The sequence below is a fragment of the Leucobacter luti genome (assembly GCF_004217175.1).
Lineage (GTDB): Bacteria > Actinomycetota > Actinomycetes > Actinomycetales > Microbacteriaceae > Leucobacter > Leucobacter luti.
The window spans coordinates 365,252-381,338 of the sequence record NZ_SHKI01000004.1 but is presented as its reverse complement, the minus strand read 5'-3'; the positions used below and the strand labels follow the sequence as shown (position 1 = coordinate 381,338).

The following is a 16,087-nucleotide window of genomic DNA, read 5'->3' as shown; positions in this document are numbered from 1 at the left end:
GCGCGGCGTGAGCCGCGCCCCGCACGCTGCGGACTAGCTGATTGCGGCGATCGCCGGGGTGATCTTGTCGCGGAGGTCCGACGAGATCGGGGCGGAGCCCGCGGCGTCTGCGGCGACCTGCTGGCCCTCTTCGCTGACGATGTAGGTGAAGTACTCCTTGACGAGCTCGGAGTTCGCCGGGTCGGCGTAGCTCTCGCAGCCGATGAGGTAGCTCACGAGCACGATCGGGTACACGCCGGCCTCGGTGGAGGTGCGGTCGAGCTTGATCGCGAGGTCGTGGTCGGTGCGGCCGTCCTCGAGGGGGGATGCGTCGACGATTGCGGCGGCGGCCTCGGGGGAGTACGCGACGTACTCGTCGCCGACCTTGATCTCGACCGTGCCGAGGTCGCCGGCGCGCGAGGCATCGGCGTAGCCGATGGTGCCAACGCCGTTGGTGACGGCCTCGACGACGCCCGAGGTGCCCTGGGCGCCCTCGCCGCCGAACTCGGTGGGCCAGGACTCGATCGAGCCGACGGTCCAGTCGCTCGGCGCTGCCTCGGCGAGGTAGTCGGTGAAGTTCCCGGTGGTGCCCGACTCGTCCGAGCGGTGCACCGCCGTGATGTTCGTATCGGGCAGCGTAACGCCCTCGTTCTGCGCGGCGATCGCCGGATCGTTCCAGGTGGTGATCGCGCCCGAGAAGATCTTCGCGACCGTGGGAGCGTCGAGCTGCAGCGAGTCGACACCCTCGACGTTGAAGATCAGCGCGATCGGGGAGATGTAGGCGGGGAACTCAACGATGCCGGTGTCGGGTGCGCAGGCCTCGAACGGGCCGGCGGTGATCTCCTCGGCCTTGAACGCGCGGTCCGAGCCAGCGAACGCGCTCGCGCCCTGCTGGAACGTCTCGCGGCCCGCGCCGGAGCCGGTCGGATCGTAGTTGATCGTGACGTCTGCGTGCGTGGTCTGGAATCCGGCAACCCAGGCTTCCTGCGCAGAACCCTGCGACGAGGCGCCCGCACCAACGAGCTCGCCCGAGAGCGAAGAAGCGGAGCCGCCGTCGGTCGGCGTGGCCGTCCCCGACTCGTTCGCGGCGCAGGAGGTCAGCGTGAGTGCGGCGAGACCGCCGATAGCTGCGACCTTGGTGAGTGCTGAGAGCTTCACTTGGGTGTGATCCAATCTGAGAGCGGATGGGGTGGTAGCCGTTCCTGGCTACATCCCCACGCTATGCGGGCTTCGTGAAGCGCGGTCTGCCAGCGGGTGAACAACGGGTGAACGCGCGGGAGCGCGCGAGAGACCCCACCGCTGGCGTCGGTACCCAATCGTTACCGCGGATTCAGCATCCGGCCGCACGAGTGCCCTACTCAGTGCTTCAGCGGGTACGTCTCAACCGCGAGGATCCCTGCGCCCGGCCGTGTTCGGGACAGGTGAAACACCGAGAATCCGGCGGGCGGAAGCGCTGCCGACGCCGTCAGGTAGTCGCCGGGGACGCTCCCCGTTGCGAGCACGAGCTCGCGCGCCAGATCCGGCAGCACGGGGAGGTGGCTGCAGATCACGGTGTTCTTCCCCTGTTTCACAATCTTGCCCACGAGCTTGCGCGTGAGGGACAGATCGCCGGCGTCCCAGAAGTCCTGGCTCAGCGCCTCGGTGACGCGCACCCGCTTGTTGAGTCGCTTGGCGAGCGGCGCGATCGTCTCGAGGCAGCGCCGCGCGGTTGACGAGCGGAGCCGCTGTGGCCCGAACGCTTCGAGGATCGGGACCAGGATCTGCGCCTGCTCCGTGCCCACCGCGGTGAGCGGGCGCAGGTGGTCCGCCGGGGTGCCGGCCCCCTGCGGCTCCGCCTTCGCGTGACGCAGCAGGGTGACGGAGAACGTGTCGAGCAGATCGTGCTCGGCGAGACGCAGAAACACGTCGTAGAGCTCCTGGTCGGCTGTGTAGCTCAGCCGGGCGCGGGCCTCGTCCGCGGGGACCCACTCGAGCGCCTGCACCTCGTTGTTTGGCGTGAACGTCGACGCGAGCGCCGCCTCGCTCGTGACCTCGGCGGCCCAGTACTGCACCGTCTTGCGGCGACTGCCGCCGTTCAGCTTGTAGTTGATGGTGCCGAGCATCACGCCGAGCGAGACCCGCAGCCCGGTCTCCTCGTGTGTTTCGCGCACGGCGGCCTGCGGCATGCTCTCACCCGGGTCGAGCTTCCCCTTGGGGAACGACACGTCCCGCTGCTTGGTGCGGTGAATGAGGAGCACGTGCAGCCGCTCCCCGCCCGCGCTCGGCACCCGCCGCCAGCAGACGGTGCCGGCGGCCAGAATCTCGGCGCTCACCTGGCTCGCCGGGCCCTCGCCTCGGTGCGGTCGAGCATCACGAGATCCTGCAGATCCGGGAGCAGCTCGCCCTCCTCGCTGATCACGCGGCGCTGCCACGTGCCGTCTGGGAGCATGCGCCAGGACGACACGTCGTCGCTGAACGCGAACGCGAAGAACCGGTCGACGCGGGCGAGGTGCTCCCGGTCGGTGATCCGCACGAGCACCTCGATGCGGCGATCGAGGTTGCGGTGCATCAGGTCTGCGCTGCCGATGAACACGTCGCGCTCGCCGTCGTTCTCGAACGCGTAGATGCGCGAGTGCTCAAGGTACCGGCCGAGCACCGAGCGCACCTGAATGTTCTCGGACATGCCCGGCACCCCGGCGCGGATCGAGCAGATTCCGCGCACCCACACCTGGATCGGCACGCCCGCCTGGCTGGCGCGGTACAGGGCGTCGATGATCGCCTCGTCCACCATCGAGTTTGCCTTCAGCTTGATGCCGCTCGGCCGACCGGCGCGGGCGTGGTCCGCCTCGCGCTCAATCCGTTCGAGCAGCCCGCTGCGCAGCTGCAGCGGCGCGACGAGCAGCCGGTCGTAGTCGGTCTCGATCGCGTAGCCGGAGAGCACGTTGAACAGCTTCGTGACGTCGCGGCTGATCTCGGGGGAGGATGTGAACAGGCCGAAGTCCTCGTAGATGCGGCTCGTCTTCGGGTTGTAGTTGCCCGTTCCGATGTGGCAGTAGTGGGCGAGCCGGCCGCCCTCCTCGCGGATCACCTGCACCAGTTTGCAGTGCGTCTTGAGCCCGACGAGGCCGTACACGACGTGCACGCCCGCCTGCTCAAGCTTGCGCGCCCAGGTGATGTTCGCCTCCTCGTCGAAGCGCGCCTTCACCTCGACGAGTGCGAGCACCTGCTTGCCGGCCTCGGCGGCCTTGATGAGCGCCGCCACGATGGGGCTGTCGCCCGAGGTGCGGTACAGGGTCTGCTTGATCGCGAGCACATCGGGATCCGTCGCCGCCTGCTCAAGGAATGCCTGCACGCTCGTGGAGAACGACTCGTACGGGTGGTGCACGAGGATCTCGCGCCGCGCGATCGCCGCAAACGTGTCCGGCTTTTCTCCGGGCGAGTTCGTGCGGAACTGCGGGTGCGTCACTGGGATGTGCGGCTTGAACTTGAGATCGGGCCGGGGGATGCGGGCGAGCGCGAACAGGCCGCTCAGGTCGAGCGGCGCCGGCAGTGTGTAGACCTGCTCCTCGTCGATGTCGAACTCGCGCACGAGCAGCTCAAGCGTCGCCGCGTCCATGTCGTCGGAGATCTCGAGGCGGATCGGCGGTCCGAAGCGGCGGCGCAGCAGCTCCTTTTCGAGCGCCTGGATCAGGTTCTCGGTCTCGTCCTCCTCGATCTCCATGTCCTCGTTGCGCGTGACGCGGAAGACGTGGTGATCGATGACCTCCATGCCGGGGAACAGGTCGTCGAGCTGGTTCGCGATGAGCGCCTCGAGCGGGATGAACCGCACGTCCTCCTCATTTTCCCGCCGATCGACGCGCACGTAGCGCGGGATCATCTGCGGCACCTTGAGCCTGGCGAACTCGGTCTTGTCGGTGCGCGGGTTGCGCACACGGATCGAGAGGTTGAGCGCGCGCCCCGAAATGTAGGGGAACGGGTGCGCCGGGTCCACCGCGAGCGGCATGAGCACCGGGTAGATGCGCTGCTCGTAGTAGTCCGTGAGGATCGCGCGATCCGCGTCGTCGAGCTGCTCCCAGCCCACGATCCGGATCCCCGCCTCGGCGAGGTCGGGGAGCACCTGGTTGCGGAAGCACGCCGCGTGGCGACGCTGCAGCTCGTACGCGGTGCGGTTGATGTCGGCGAGCACGTCGGTCGGCGCCCGGCCCACGTTCGTGGGCACCGCGAGGCCGGTGACAATGCGGCGCTTGAGCCCCGCGACGCGCACCATGAAGAACTCGTCGAGGTTCGACGCGAAGATTGCGAGGAAGTTGGCGCGCTCAAGCAGCGGCACCGTCGGATCCTCCGCGAGTTCGAGCACGCGCTGGTTGAACGCGAGCCAGCTCAGCTCACGGTCGATGTACCGATCCTCGGGCAGGGGCGTGAGATCGGTGGAGATCGCCGACGTGTCTTCGCTCATGCGTCCATTCTGGCACCTGCATCCGGCACTGTGGCCCGTGACCACTGGCGACTGCGTGAATCAATGGTGAACCCGGCCGCCTCGTACATGCGCACGGCGCGCTCGTTCTCGCCGTCAACGTAGAGTGTCACTCGCGCCGGATCGTGCTGGGCCATGCGCGCGAGCGTTGCGTCGAGCAGCGCCTTTCCGAGGCCCCGCCCGGCGTGCGCGGGATCGACTCCCACCGCGTACAGCTCCGTCTCGACGGTGCCGTCGCCCTCGCGCACCGTCTTCACCCAGGTAGAACCGATGACCTCATCCCGCGCGCCGGTGAGCAGGATGAGGTCATCGGGGTCAAACCAGGCCTCTTCGCGCATCAGCGCGAAGTCCGCCTGAGAAATGCGGCCCTGCTCGGGGTGGCTCGCGAACGCCGCGGCGTTCACGCGTACCCACTCGGCGGCGTCGCGCGCCGCGTCGAAGGTGTGCAGGGAGAGTCCGTCGGGGAGCGGGGTGGCGAGCGGGTCGCGGCCGTCGCTCGGCAGCAGCGCGGGATCCAGTGCCATCCGGTACAGCGAGCGCACGGGCGTGAATCCGGCCCCGCGCAGCAGGGCTTCGGCCGCAGGGTTCTCGCCGTGCGCCCACGCGAGCAGCGCCGGGGCGGGCGTCGATCCGGCACCCGCTGGCGCGGCGGAGCCCTCGGTGGCCAGATCGAGCAGCGCGGCGAGCGCCGCGGTACCGACACCGCGGCCGCGGTCGTCCGGACGCACGGCGAGGTCGACTTCGCCCTCGCCGACGATCCCCACCGCGACGATCCGCTCGGCTCCGGGAGCGTCAGCGAAGAGGGCGAGGTCGCGCTTCCCCTGCGACACGGCGAGCAGCGCCTGATCCGACACCGGTGAGGCGCCGTCGAACTCCGTCGCCTCGGCGATCACCGACCGCGCCGCGACGAGTGCCGCCTCGGGGGTCGCATCGAGTCGGTGCAGCGTGATCATGCGGGGGCCTCCTCGTCGTCGATCCGAGACCGCGCGAACCCGTACCCCACGCCGCGCACCGTGCTGATGAGCGCTTCGTGGTCGCCGAGCTTGGCGCGCAGCCGTCGGACATGCACGTCAACCGTGCGTGTCCCCCCAAAGTAGTCGGTTCCCCAGACCTCGCTGAGCAGCTGGTCGCGCGTGAACACGCGGCCGGGGTTGCCTGCGAGGAAGTGCAGCAGCTCGAACTCCTTGTAGGTGAGATCGAGCGGCCGGCCAAACAGCCTGGCCGTGAAATTCGATTCATCAATGACAACGCCCGCGGCTTGGACCGCGGGCGGAGGTGATTGTGATGCTGGCTGCTCGAGCAGGCGCAGGCGGACTTCAATTTCCGCGGGACTCGCGGTGGGAAGCAGCAGTTCGCTCACCCCCCACTCAACCGTGAGCGCGGTGAGCGCCACCTCGGGCAGGATGACCACGCGCGGGGTGTTCGCTCCGGCCTTGAGCCCAAGGCAGGCGGCGCGGGCGCGGCGAGCGTCGAGCGTGCCGTCGATCAGCAGCGCGTCGTAGCGTGCGGCCAGCGTTTCCGGCACCCGGAGCGACAGCGGCGACGTGCGCACGTCGTGCGGCAGCAGGTCGAGTCCGGGCAACGACTCGGCCGGATCGCGATCAGTGAGGCAGAGCAGCTGCATCGCGTCGCTCCCTTCATCGTTCCCTATAACGCTGAGTCCCAGTGTATGTCGGGAACTGTTTCACACCCGTTTCACGCGAGTGCCCGAGCGTAACCTCCGCGCAACAGTACGCCGTGCTGCGACCCGGTCAGGCGCGCAATTCCCGGAGTGTGGAAGAATGACGACGTGACCGAACCCACTCACGACGACGCCCCGGAGATGCCCGACGCGCACTCCTGGCACATTCCGCGCCTCATTATTGCGTGGGCGGTCGCGGCGATCATCGGCACGCTCGTGACGATCCTCGTCCCGGCGGACGACCGGTTCGCCTGGCTCGCGTTCGCGGTGGGGGCGAGCACGCTCGTCACCTTTGCGCTGCAGCTCGGCACGGCGCAGCGTGTCGGGTTTATTACGCGCGTCGCCTTTAGCGTTGCCGGATCGGTGCTCGTCATCGCCGTGATCGACGTGGCAAACTTGCTGTTCGGTTCCTGACCCGGTGATCCCGGCTCGGTTCGGGTAGACTTGAAGCATGTTGCTTGCGCTGGAACTCTTCTTCATTGGTCTCCTGGGCCTCGCGTCGCTCGCGATCGCCTGGATCTCGGGCACCGTCATCTACAAGCTCTTCAAGGGTCAGCGCTAGCACCGCGCCGAGTTCCCGGACTCCGGTGAACCGATGACAGGATTCAGCGAACTCCCGGGGGCGGTGCTCGTCCCCGAGCTTGGCGTGGCCGCACACTACGGCGAGCCGTTGGCTGAGCAGCGCGCGCTCGACGAGGGCGCTGCGATCGTCGACCTGTCGCACCGCGGCGTGGTAATCGTTGAGGGGCAGGACCGGCTCAGCTGGCTGCACTCGATGACGAGCCAGCAGCTGACCGGGCTGCGACCGGGCGAGAGCACCGAGACGCTGCTGCTCGACCCGAACGGGCGCATTGAGCGCGCGATCAGGATCGTCGACGATGGCGAGCGCGCCTGGCTACTCGTCGACGAAGGGTCGGCCGAGCCGCTCACCGATTTCCTCACGCGGATGCGCTTCGCGCTGCGCGTGAGCGTGCGCAACGCCTCGGACGAGTTCGCCGCCGTGCTCGCGTTCGCTGGCCCGGCCGCCGAACTGCTGCGCGCCGCGGGGCCCGCCGCTGAGTGGCGTGATCCGTGGGCCGGGGTGCTCCCCGGCGGCGTGCAGTACGCGCGCGGTGAAGCTCACGCCGGCGCGGAGTGGACCGCGTCGCAGTTCGTGTTTGCGCGCGAAGCGCTCCCGGGCCTCGCGGCCCGTGTCGGCGCGGGCGAGGTGCGCGCGGCCGGCCTGCTCGCGCTCGACGCGCTCGAGGTGCGGGCCTGGCGCCCCACGCAGCACGCTGACGTGGACGAGCGCTCGATCCCGCACGAGTTTGACTGGCTGCGCACCTCGGTGCACCTCACCAAGGGGTGCTACCGGGGCCAGGAGACCATCGCCAAGGTGCACAACCTGGGCCACCCGCCGCGCCGGCTGGTGCTGTTGCACCTCGACGGCTCCCGTGGCGAGCTGCCGGTGCCGGGCGCGATCGTGCACCTCTCCGGCACGGCCGCGGACTCGGACGCGCGCCCGGTCGGACGTGTGACCCGCGCGGCGCTGCACCACGAGTGGGGCGGCATCGCGCTGGCGCTGCTCAAGCGCTCGGTGCCCGAGGACGCCGAGCTTGAGGTGCGCGGTGGCGAAACGGGCGACGACGCGAAGGCCGAGGTCACCGAGACGATCGCGGCGGCGCAGGAGGTCATCGTGCCCGCAGACGCCGGAGCGGCGCGCGAGATCCCCCGCCTCAAGCGCCTCTAGCGGCGCGGGCTCGCACCCGCGGCGCGGGTGGGGTCGCACGGGATAGGCTTGGAGTATGACGAACACGCTGATCTTGCTTCGCCACGGCCAGAGCGAATGGAACCAGAAGAACCTCTTTACCGGGTGGGTTGACGTTCGACTCACCGAGCAGGGTCGGGGAGAGGCCGCCCGCGCGGGCGAGCAGCTTGCCGCCGCGGGAATTCTGCCCGACGTGCTCCACACCTCCGTGCTGAGCCGCGCGATCCAGACCGCGAACCTCGCGCTCGACACCGCGGACCGGCTGTGGATTCCCGTGCAGCGGTCCTGGCGCCTGAACGAGCGCCACTACGGCGCGCTCCAGGGGCTCGACAAGGCGGAGACGCTCGCCAAGTACGGCGAGGAGCAGTTCATGGAGTGGCGGCGCTCGTTCGACACCCCGCCGCCGGTGCTCGACGACGCCAGCGAGTGGTCGCAGGCGAACGATCCGCGCTACGCGGGGATCGACGGCACGCAGCCCCAGACCGAGTGCCTCAAAGACGTGATCGACCGCCTGGTTCCCTACTGGGAGCAGCAGATCCTGGGCGATCTGAACGCCGGAAAGACCGTGCTCGTCACGGCACACGGAAACTCGCTGCGCGCACTCGTGAAGCACCTCGATGGCATCTCCGACGAGGACATCGCAGGCGTCAACATCCCCACGGGCATGCCGCTCGTGTACGAGATCAACGCCGACGGCACCCCCGCGGGCCCGAGCCGCTACCTCGATCCCGAGGCCGCCGCCGCCGGCGCCGCCGCGGTTGCCGCGCAGGGCAAGCACTAGCCGCGCGACCGCGCCGCTCGATTCGGCCCCGCTGTGGACGTCACCGCAGCGGGGCCGAGTCGTATCCTGCGGCGTTCGGGCGTTCGGGCGTTCGGGCGTTCGGGCGTTCGCGGGTTCGCTCGTCCGCGCACGGCTGGTCCGCGCAGCGTGGATCACCGGAAGTGGGTCGGCAAATCGCGGGTGACGCCGCGCACGTCAACGCGCGGCGTCTTCCCCCGGTGTGCCCCCGCACACTTCACTGCGGCATTGCCCAATGCGGCGCGCAAACGAACGAACGGACACGACACCGCACTGCGATGCGTGCCCGCTCAAGCCGTACGCTACCGGCCGAGAGGGAGCGACGAAACTAGTCGTCGTCCTCGTCGTCGGTGTTGTACTTGTCTGCGTACTCCGCCCAGGATTCCTCGCTCGAATGCTTCTCGGATTCTGATGCGAGCTCTCGCTCAAGCGCCGAGTAGTTCGTGTCAGGGCTGAAATACTTCAGCTCCCTGGCGACCTTGGTGTGCTTTGCCTTCTGACGGCCGCGCCCCATGCGTGACCCCCTTACACATTCGGGCCTCGCAGCTATATACACCGCGGGGCAAGTACCAATTCAAATAGACGTATGGAGCAGATTCTAGCATGACCCAGATGCCGAAGCGGTGGCCGGATACGATGAACGTATGACCCCTTCCCGCCCCCGCACGTTTCGCATCGTATTGATCGCGCTGCTCGCCGTCGCCGTGCTGGTGCTCGCGGGCGTGTTGATCGTGCTGATTCCGATCCTGACGCACCAGAGCGCTGGCGGATCCGGCCAAAACCTGCCCACCGAGTTTGTATCCGAGGTGAGCGCGACCGGAGCGGACGGCCGCACCCGAACGCTTGAAGCGACCACGCCAGACGGAACACCCGCGGAACTCGATCAGGTCACGCCGGGCGAGTCGCTCGTGATTTCGGGGACCGGCTTTGATTCCGGTATCGGAATATACCTCGCGATCTGCGCGATCCCCGAGTCGCCCAGCGAGAAGCCCGGCCCCTGCCTCGGCGGGATCCCGGAGGGCGCCGAATCGGGCGACGCCAACGCGACCGTGGGGCTCGCGAGCGCCTGGATCACCGACGCGTGGGCGTGGCGCGCGTTCGCTACGCACGGCTACGACGACCCCGAGACCGGCGCGTTCGCCGCGATGCTCACGGTCCCGGACCCGGTGATGGACGGCCTCGACTGCCGCGAGACCCGGTGCGCAATCGCCACGCGCGCGGACCACACCGCCGCGTCGGACCGGGTGCAGGACATCCTGCTGCCCGTCGCGTTCGCGGAGTAGCTCGGCGCACGGCCCGCGGTGCGCGGCCCCTTACCGCTCACGCCCGCCCGAACTCACGCAGGAGATCCGAACTCAGGCGGACCGAATCACGGGATTTCCTCCGCCTGAGTTCGGATCTCCTGCGCGGGCGCGGGCGCGGGCGCGGGCGCGTGCGCGAGTGTGAGTGGGGTGCGGGTGCTGACGCTGGCGCGGTGGGGCGTGCGCGGCGTTAGGAGGCGAGCGGCGCGATCACGAGGGTGGCGATCGCGTAGATCGCGAGACCGGCGAGCGAGCCGACCACCGTGCCGTTGATGCGGATGAACTGCAGATCCTTGCCCACCTGCAGCTCGATCTTTTCGGCGGCCTCCCGCGCGTCCCAGCGCTGCACGGTCTCGGAGATCACTCCGGCGAGGTCGTGGCGGTAGCGGCTCACGAGGTGCTCGACCACGCCCATCACCCACACGTCGATCTTGTACTGCAGAGTCGCGTCCGAGACAAGCTTGCGCCCGAAGTCCTGGGCGGCGCTGACCACGCGAACCCGCAGATCGCTCGCCGGATCCTCAAACATCGACACGAGCGCGGCGCGCGCCGTCTCCCACGTGCTCGCGGCGAGTGCGCGGATGCGGGGGCTGTCGAACACCTCGTGTTTGAATGCCTCGAGCTGCTCCTGCAACCGCTCCTGCTCCTGCAGATCGCGGGCGAGATCGCCGATGAACTTGCCCACGGCGAGGCGGAACGGATGCTCGGGATCAGCGGCGACGGTCTGCGCGAAGCGCACGGCCTCCGCGTGCAGCCGGTTGTCCACGAAGCGGTCGACGATGCTCGGCACCCACGACGGGAGACGGGACGACACGACCCGATCGAACGCTTCCGGGTGGCCCACGAGCCACTCTTCGAGCCGCCCGGCCGCGATGTCGAGCAGCGCCTCGTGGTGCCCGCCGTCCACGAACGACTCCGCCGCGCGGCCCAGAAGCGGCCCCCACTCGGGCTCGACGATGTGGCGTCGCACCAGCACCTCAATGAGCTCCTGCACGTCGCCGTCGTCGAGCACGGTGAGCGCACCGAGCCCCGCGCTCGCGATCATCTCGCCCACGCGCTCGGCGTTCGGCCGCTCGGAGAGCCACGCGCCAGCGGTGCGCGCGCCGCTGATGCGCGAGAGCTTCTCGTGCACCACCTCGTCGGCGAGGAAGTTCTCCTCGACGAATGAGCCGAGGCCCTCGCCGATCTCGTCCTTCTTGTTCGAGATGAGGTTGGTGTGGGGAATCTTGATGCCGAGCGGATGGCGGAACAGCGCCGTCACGGCAAACCAGTCGGCGAGCGCGCCGACCATGCCGCCCTCGCTTGCGGCGCGCACGTACCCGAGCCAGGGGTAGCGCTCCTGCAGGATGAACGAGACGACGAACACCACCGCCATGAACACCAGGAGGCCGACGGCGATCGCCTGCATCCGCCGCAGATCGCTCAGGCGCTGAAAGTCTGCGGGGGTGACGGCACCGAGGGTGCGCCTCGTTTGGGGCTGCGGCATGACGCCATTATCCCGGGTCGGAGGTGCATCCCGCGACGGTACTCAGGAAACGGATGCGCGGTTCTGCGCGGCGCATGAAATAATCAGGCTCATGCACCTGCTCACGGCGCTTAGCCTGAAAAACCGTGCCCTGATCGCGCTCGTGACAATTGTCGCGGCAGTCTTTGGGCTCATCGGCGTCGGATCCCTCAAGCAGGAATTGATGCCGTCCGTCCAGTTCCCGGCGATCGCGGTCGTGACCAGCTACCCGGGGGCGTCCCCGGAGGTGGTCAATAAAGAGGTGTCGGGGCCGATCGAGACCGCGCTCCGTGGCGTGCCGCAGCTCGAATCGTCGACCGCCACATCGAGCACGGGCGCATCCATGGTGCTCGCGCAGTTCACGTACGGCGTCGACCTCGCCGCCACCGAGCAGAAGGTTGAGCGCGCGGTTTCGCGGATCTCGCAGCTGCTGCCGGAGGCCGCGGACACGCAGGTGGTGTCCGGCAGTATCGACGATTTCCCGGTGATTCAGATCGCAGTGACGCCGGCCGACGGGGACACACCGGAGCAGACCGCGCAGGTGATCGAGCGCATCGCGATCCCCGAGATTTCAGACATCGACGGGGTGCGCGACGCGCAGCTCGCGGGCGCGCGTCCCGACCGGGTCACGATCGTGCCAAACGCGGAGGCGCTCGCCGCACAGGGCTTCTCGTCGCAGGTGATCGCTGACACGCTGCAGCAGAGCGGGGTGCTCGTCGCGGCGGGCTCGATCACGGAGGGCGACCAGACGCTCTCAGTGCAGGCCGGGAGCACGGTCACGACCGCGGAGGACATCGCGGCGCTCCCGGTTGCGGTGAGCGCCGACCAGATTATCGCGCAGCAGCAGGCGCTCGCCGAGCAGCAGCAGGCTCCCGTGCGCCCGGGGGAGACCCCCGAGGAGGTCCCGGCACCGGAGCTCACCCCGCTGACTATCGGGGACCTGGCGACCGTGCAACTGGAGCCCGGGCCGGTCGAGAGCATCTCGCGCGTCGACGGCGCCCCGGCGCTCACGATCGCGGTGACCAAGACCTCGGCGGCGAACACCGTCGACGTGTCTCACGCGGTGCAGCAGTCGCTCGACGAGCTGTCGGATCAGCTCGGTGGCGCAAAGCTCAGCATCATCTTCGACCAGGCGCCCTACGTGGAGCAGTCGATCGAGACGCTCACCACGGAGGGCATGCTCGGGCTGCTGTTTGCGGTGCTCGTGATCCTCGTGTTCCTGATGTCGGTGCGCGCCACGCTCGTGACCGCGATCTCGATCCCTACCTCGGTGCTCCTCACGTTTGTTGGCCTCAACTTCGCCGACTACACCCTGAACATGCTCACGCTCGGCGCGCTCACCATCTCGATCGGCCGCGTCGTTGACGATTCGATCGTGGTGATCGAGAACATCAAGCGGCACCTGGTGTCTGACACCGACCGCGGGGCCACGATCATTGAGGCGGTGCGGGAGGTTGCCGGCGCGATCACGGCGTCAACGATCACCACGGTCGCGGTGTTCCTGCCCATGGCGTTCGTCGCTGGCATGGTGGGGGAGCTGTTCCGCCCGTTCGCGTTCACGGTCACAATCGCGCTCATCGCGTCGCTGCTCGTGTCGCTCACCATCGTCCCCGTGCTGGCCTACTGGTTCCTGAAGCCCGAGCGCTCGGGGCGCCGCTCCACCACGGTCACGGCGGCGCCGGATCAGCCGACCCGGCTGCAGCGCTGGTACCGGCCCGTGATCGACTGGACGCTGCGGCGGCCGGCGGCGACGCTGCTCATCGCCGCACTCGTCCTCGGCGGCACGATCGCCGCGAGCCCGCTGATGAAGACCAGCTTCCTGGGCGCAGACGAGCAGAACTCCGTCGGGCTGGTGCAGACGCTCGCGCCGGGCACCAGCATCGACGCGCAGCTGGCGCAGGCCGAACGGGTTGAAGACGCGCTCTCCGCGGTGCCCGCGGTGCAGTCGGTGCAGGTGACGATCGGCAGCGGCGGTGGCGGCATGGCCGCGATCTTCGGCGGCGGTGGCGACGGCGCGGTGAACTACTCGCTGACCACCGATCCAGACGCGAATCAGGAGCAGGCGAAGGACGCGATTCGCGCCGCGGTGAACGAGCTCTCCGACGCCGGCGAGTTCTCGCTCGGCGAGTCGAGCGGGGGCGTCTCGATGTCGAGCGCGATCGAGGTCAACGTGACCGCGCCCGATCAAGCGACGCTCGAGGAGGCAAGCGACGCGGTGCTCGCGGCGATGAGCGAGCAGGAAGAGCTGAAGCAGGTCGAGAGCGATCTCGGGCAGTCGCGGCCGTACCTGAGCATCTCGATCGACCGGGCCGCAGCCGCTGCAGCCGGGCTCACCGAGGCCGGTGTCGCCGGTCAGGTTGCCCAGCAGATGCAGCCGCGCCAGATCGGCCAGATCACCTTCGACGCCGACACCACCGACGTGTACCTCGCAGACGGGGTGGCTCCGGAGGACCAGGCGGGCGTCGCGGCGCTCGTGATCCAGACGGCCACGGGCCCGCGCACGCTCGACACGCTCGCGACGATCACCATTGAGGACGGTCCGGTCACGATCCGCACCGAAGACAACGCGCGCATGGTGACCATTTCGGCACTCTCGCAGGGCGACGACCTCGGCACGGCGAGCGCCGCGGTCACCGCCGCGCTCGAGAGCGTCGAGCTGCCCGCGGGCGCGAGCGCGAGCATCGGCGGCGTCATGTCGCAGCAGGCCGAATCGTTCGGGCAGCTCGGGCTCGCGCTGCTCGCGGCGATCCTGATCGTGTACGTCGTGATGGTGGCGACGTTCCGCAGTCTGCTGCAGCCGCTGCTCCTGCTCATTTCGGTGCCGTTCGCGGCGACGGGCGCGATCCTGCTGCTCATCCTGACCGGGATCCCGCTCGGTGTAGCGTCGCTGATCGGTGTGCTGATGCTCATCGGCATCGTGGTGACCAACGCGATCGTGCTGATAGACCTGGTCAACCAGTATCGGGATCGCGGCGAATCGCTGAAACACGCGGTGACACACGGCTCCCTGCAGCGTCTGCGCCCGATCGTGATGACGGCACTCGCGACGATTCTCGCGCTCACCCCGATGGCCCTCGGGATCACGGGTAAGGGCGGATTCATCTCGCAGCCGCTCGCGGTGGTGGTGATCGGCGGCCTGCTGTCGTCGACCGTGATGACCCTGATCGTGCTCCCCACGCTGTACTACGCCGTTGAGCGTCGCCGTGAGGGCGGGGCCGAGCGCCGTGCGAAGCGCAAGCCGAAGGGCGGCGGAGACGACGATCTCGTGATCGCGGGCTCCGGGCTGCTGACCGCGGGGGCAGGGGCCGCCGCCGGTGCCGGGCTCGCTGGGAGCGGCGCGCTCCGCACCAGGGCGAGCGCCGCGCCGCCGGTGTCTGGCTTGGCGGGCGGGGAGCTCGACTCGACCGGTGCGCTCGGATCGCTAAGCCTGAGCGGTGGCGTGAGCGACGGCCCGGTCGGCGAAGTCGCGGGTGTTCCGAGCGCCCCAGTCGCCGCCGCGGGCGTGTCTCGCGCCGCCGTGGGCTCGCCCCTCTGGGTTGCTGAGGGAGACGCGGCTGACGCGGCGGGCGCGACCGAGGCGACCGAGGCGCTGCACCTTCCGGAGCCGGCGGCGTCCCACGCCGCGCCCGCGGATGCCGAGGACCTTTCCGCGGAAGCCGCCGCCCGTGAGGCCGCCGCGGCAGATGCCGCAGCCGCGGCTGAGGCGCACGCCGCCGCCGAGGCGCGGGCGGTCGCGGAGGCCGCTGCGGACGCGGCGGCCGCCGCCGAAGCCGAGGCCCGAGCGGCCGAGGCCGAAGCGCAAGCGGCAGCCGAGGCGGAGGCCGCCGAGCGTGCTGCTGCGGAGGCGCAGGCCGCCGCCGAGGCAGACCGGGTGCGTGAGGCCGCCGAGGCGCGCGTCGCCGCTGAGGCCGCTGCCGCTGAGGCCGCCGCGGAGGCGCGGGTCGCCGCGGAAGCCGCGGCTGCGGAGGCCGCTGAGGCCGCGCGCCACCAGTCGATTCTCGACGCGCTCATGACCGCGGGCCTCGCGGCACCCGAGACGTCCGGGGCCGCGACCGCGCAGCACGCGCCCGCCGAGGCAGACATGGGCCCCGAGACGCAGCAGATGTCCCTCAACCTCGCTGATCTCGGCTTTACGGGTGACGAGAATCCGCTCGAGCCCGCGGTGCCGGTCGATCCTGCGTCGCCGGCTGCCGCGGCCGCCGACGAGCTCGACGCGCCCACCGTGCCAGTGCCGGCCGTCGCGCACGCCGCGGTGACGGACGATCCGCCGCTGCCGGCTGTCGATGCGGCGGCCCCGTTCGCCGCGCCCGAGCCCGTGGCTGATCCCGAGCCCGTGCTCGGGGCTGAGCCTGAGTCTCAGCCCGTGGTTGAACCCGAGCCCGCGGCTCCGGAACACGCGGCTGCGCCCGAGACGGCGCTGCCCGCCGCACCCGAGCCGGAGACGCCCGCCGCGCCGGTCACGGGAGAACTCGATTGGGAACAGCTACTCTGGCAGGCGACGCAGGAAGTGAACGAGGAACTCTCGGGAGACGCCGCTGCAGAGCCGGACGAGTCCCGCTCTGACCACACGAACACGACGGACGGCGCAGACGGCGCCGATCCGCACACTGACGAACGGTAATC

At 69.5% G+C, this 16,087-nt stretch carries 12 protein-coding genes; 5 read left to right on the top strand and 7 right to left on the bottom strand.

Annotated features, from left to right (window positions below; genetic code table 11):
* Positions 1–33: 33 nt before the first annotated feature.
* From pstS to EV139_RS08105, 5 genes are all read right to left on the bottom strand, one after another.
* Entirely contained in the window at positions 34–1,137 is a 1,104-nt protein-coding gene (pstS, locus tag EV139_RS08125) for a phosphate ABC transporter substrate-binding protein PstS (RefSeq protein WP_130453816.1), read from the bottom strand.
* A 200-nt stretch (positions 1,138–1,337) separates the two neighbouring features.
* Positions 1,338–2,291, bottom strand: coding sequence for an NUDIX hydrolase (locus EV139_RS08120; protein WP_130453815.1), 954 nt, complete (start codon positions 2,289–2,291; stop codon positions 1,338–1,340).
* Entirely contained in the window at positions 2,288–4,414 is a 2,127-nt protein-coding gene (locus EV139_RS08115) for an RNA degradosome polyphosphate kinase (protein WP_130453814.1), read from the bottom strand. Before EV139_RS08115 ends, EV139_RS08120 begins: the two co-directional genes overlap by 4 nt.
* Positions 4,411–5,385 carry a mycothiol synthase gene (gene mshD / locus EV139_RS08110; protein WP_130453813.1) on the bottom strand — a complete coding sequence of 325 codons (975 nt, stop codon included), beginning with the start codon at positions 5,383–5,385 and terminating at the stop codon, positions 4,411–4,413. The genes EV139_RS08115 and mshD overlap by 4 nt, the downstream gene beginning before the upstream one ends.
* Positions 5,382–6,056: a winged helix-turn-helix transcriptional regulator gene (locus EV139_RS08105; RefSeq protein ID WP_130453812.1), complete on the bottom strand. Its 675-nt coding sequence runs from the start codon at positions 6,054–6,056 to the stop codon at positions 5,382–5,384. Before EV139_RS08105 ends, mshD begins: the two co-directional genes overlap by 4 nt.
* A 165-nt stretch (positions 6,057–6,221) precedes the next feature.
* Between EV139_RS08105 and EV139_RS08100 the strand changes: the two genes are divergently transcribed.
* The 3 genes from EV139_RS08100 (at position 6,222) to EV139_RS08090 (ending at position 8,641) form a co-directional block, all read left to right on the top strand.
* Positions 6,222–6,527, top strand: coding sequence for a hypothetical protein (locus EV139_RS08100; RefSeq protein ID WP_130453811.1), 306 nt, complete (start codon positions 6,222–6,224; stop codon positions 6,525–6,527).
* Between the two features lie 181 nt (positions 6,528–6,708).
* The gene (gene ygfZ / locus EV139_RS08095) at positions 6,709–7,842 is read left to right on the top strand and encodes a CAF17-like 4Fe-4S cluster assembly/insertion protein YgfZ (protein ID WP_130453810.1); all 1,134 of its coding nucleotides are present in this window, start codon (positions 6,709–6,711) and stop codon (positions 7,840–7,842) included.
* Positions 7,843–7,897: 55 nt separating this feature from the next.
* A complete protein-coding gene (locus EV139_RS08090) occupies positions 7,898–8,641 on the top strand; it encodes a phosphoglyceromutase (protein ID WP_130453809.1) in 744 nt (247 codons plus the stop codon).
* Positions 8,642–8,987: 346 nt separating this feature from the next.
* Here EV139_RS08090 and EV139_RS08085 read toward each other — a convergent pair whose 3' ends face one another.
* Complete coding sequence (locus EV139_RS08085) at positions 8,988–9,173, bottom strand: DUF3073 domain-containing protein (RefSeq protein ID WP_130453808.1); 186 nt, start codon at positions 9,171–9,173, stop codon at positions 8,988–8,990.
* Between the two features lie 130 nt (positions 9,174–9,303).
* Between EV139_RS08085 and EV139_RS08080 the strand changes: the two genes are divergently transcribed.
* Entirely contained in the window at positions 9,304–9,942 is a 639-nt protein-coding gene (locus tag EV139_RS08080; RefSeq protein ID WP_130453807.1) for a hypothetical protein, read from the top strand.
* Positions 9,943–10,150: 208 nt separating this feature from the next.
* Here EV139_RS08080 and EV139_RS08075 read toward each other — a convergent pair whose 3' ends face one another.
* Positions 10,151–11,446, bottom strand: a complete 1,296-nt coding sequence (locus tag EV139_RS08075; RefSeq protein WP_130453806.1) for a DUF445 domain-containing protein — start codon at positions 11,444–11,446, stop codon at positions 10,151–10,153.
* Between the two features lie 91 nt (positions 11,447–11,537).
* On the opposite strand from EV139_RS08075, the gene EV139_RS08070 reads away from it, so the two are divergent.
* Positions 11,538–16,085 carry an efflux RND transporter permease subunit gene (locus EV139_RS08070; protein ID WP_130453805.1) on the top strand — a complete coding sequence of 1,516 codons (4,548 nt, stop codon included), beginning with the start codon at positions 11,538–11,540 and terminating at the stop codon, positions 16,083–16,085.
* Positions 16,086–16,087: the final 2 nt, after the last annotated feature.

What these genes read in the sequence shown, in the direction of transcription:
- EV139_RS08115 (WP_130453814.1), bottom strand. Translation starts at nt 4,414, where the DNA reads ATGAGCGAAGACACGTCGGCGATCTCCACCGATCTCACGCCCCTGCCC.
- mshD (WP_130453813.1), bottom strand. Translation starts at nt 5,385, where the DNA reads ATGATCACGCTGCACCGACTCGATGCGACCCCCGAGGCGGCACTCGTC.
- EV139_RS08105 (WP_130453812.1), bottom strand. Translation starts at nt 6,056, where the DNA reads ATGCAGCTGCTCTGCCTCACTGATCGCGATCCGGCCGAGTCGTTGCCC.
- ygfZ (WP_130453810.1), top strand. Translation starts at nt 6,709, where the DNA reads ATGACAGGATTCAGCGAACTCCCGGGGGCGGTGCTCGTCCCCGAGCTT.
- EV139_RS08090 (WP_130453809.1), top strand. Translation starts at nt 7,898, where the DNA reads ATGACGAACACGCTGATCTTGCTTCGCCACGGCCAGAGCGAATGGAAC.
- EV139_RS08085 (WP_130453808.1), bottom strand. Translation starts at nt 9,173, where the DNA reads ATGGGGCGCGGCCGTCAGAAGGCAAAGCACACCAAGGTCGCCAGGGAG.
- EV139_RS08080 (WP_130453807.1), top strand. Translation starts at nt 9,304, where the DNA reads ATGACCCCTTCCCGCCCCCGCACGTTTCGCATCGTATTGATCGCGCTG.
- EV139_RS08075 (WP_130453806.1), bottom strand. Translation starts at nt 11,446, where the DNA reads ATGCCGCAGCCCCAAACGAGGCGCACCCTCGGTGCCGTCACCCCCGCA.
- EV139_RS08070 (WP_130453805.1), top strand. Translation starts at nt 11,538, where the DNA reads ATGCACCTGCTCACGGCGCTTAGCCTGAAAAACCGTGCCCTGATCGCG.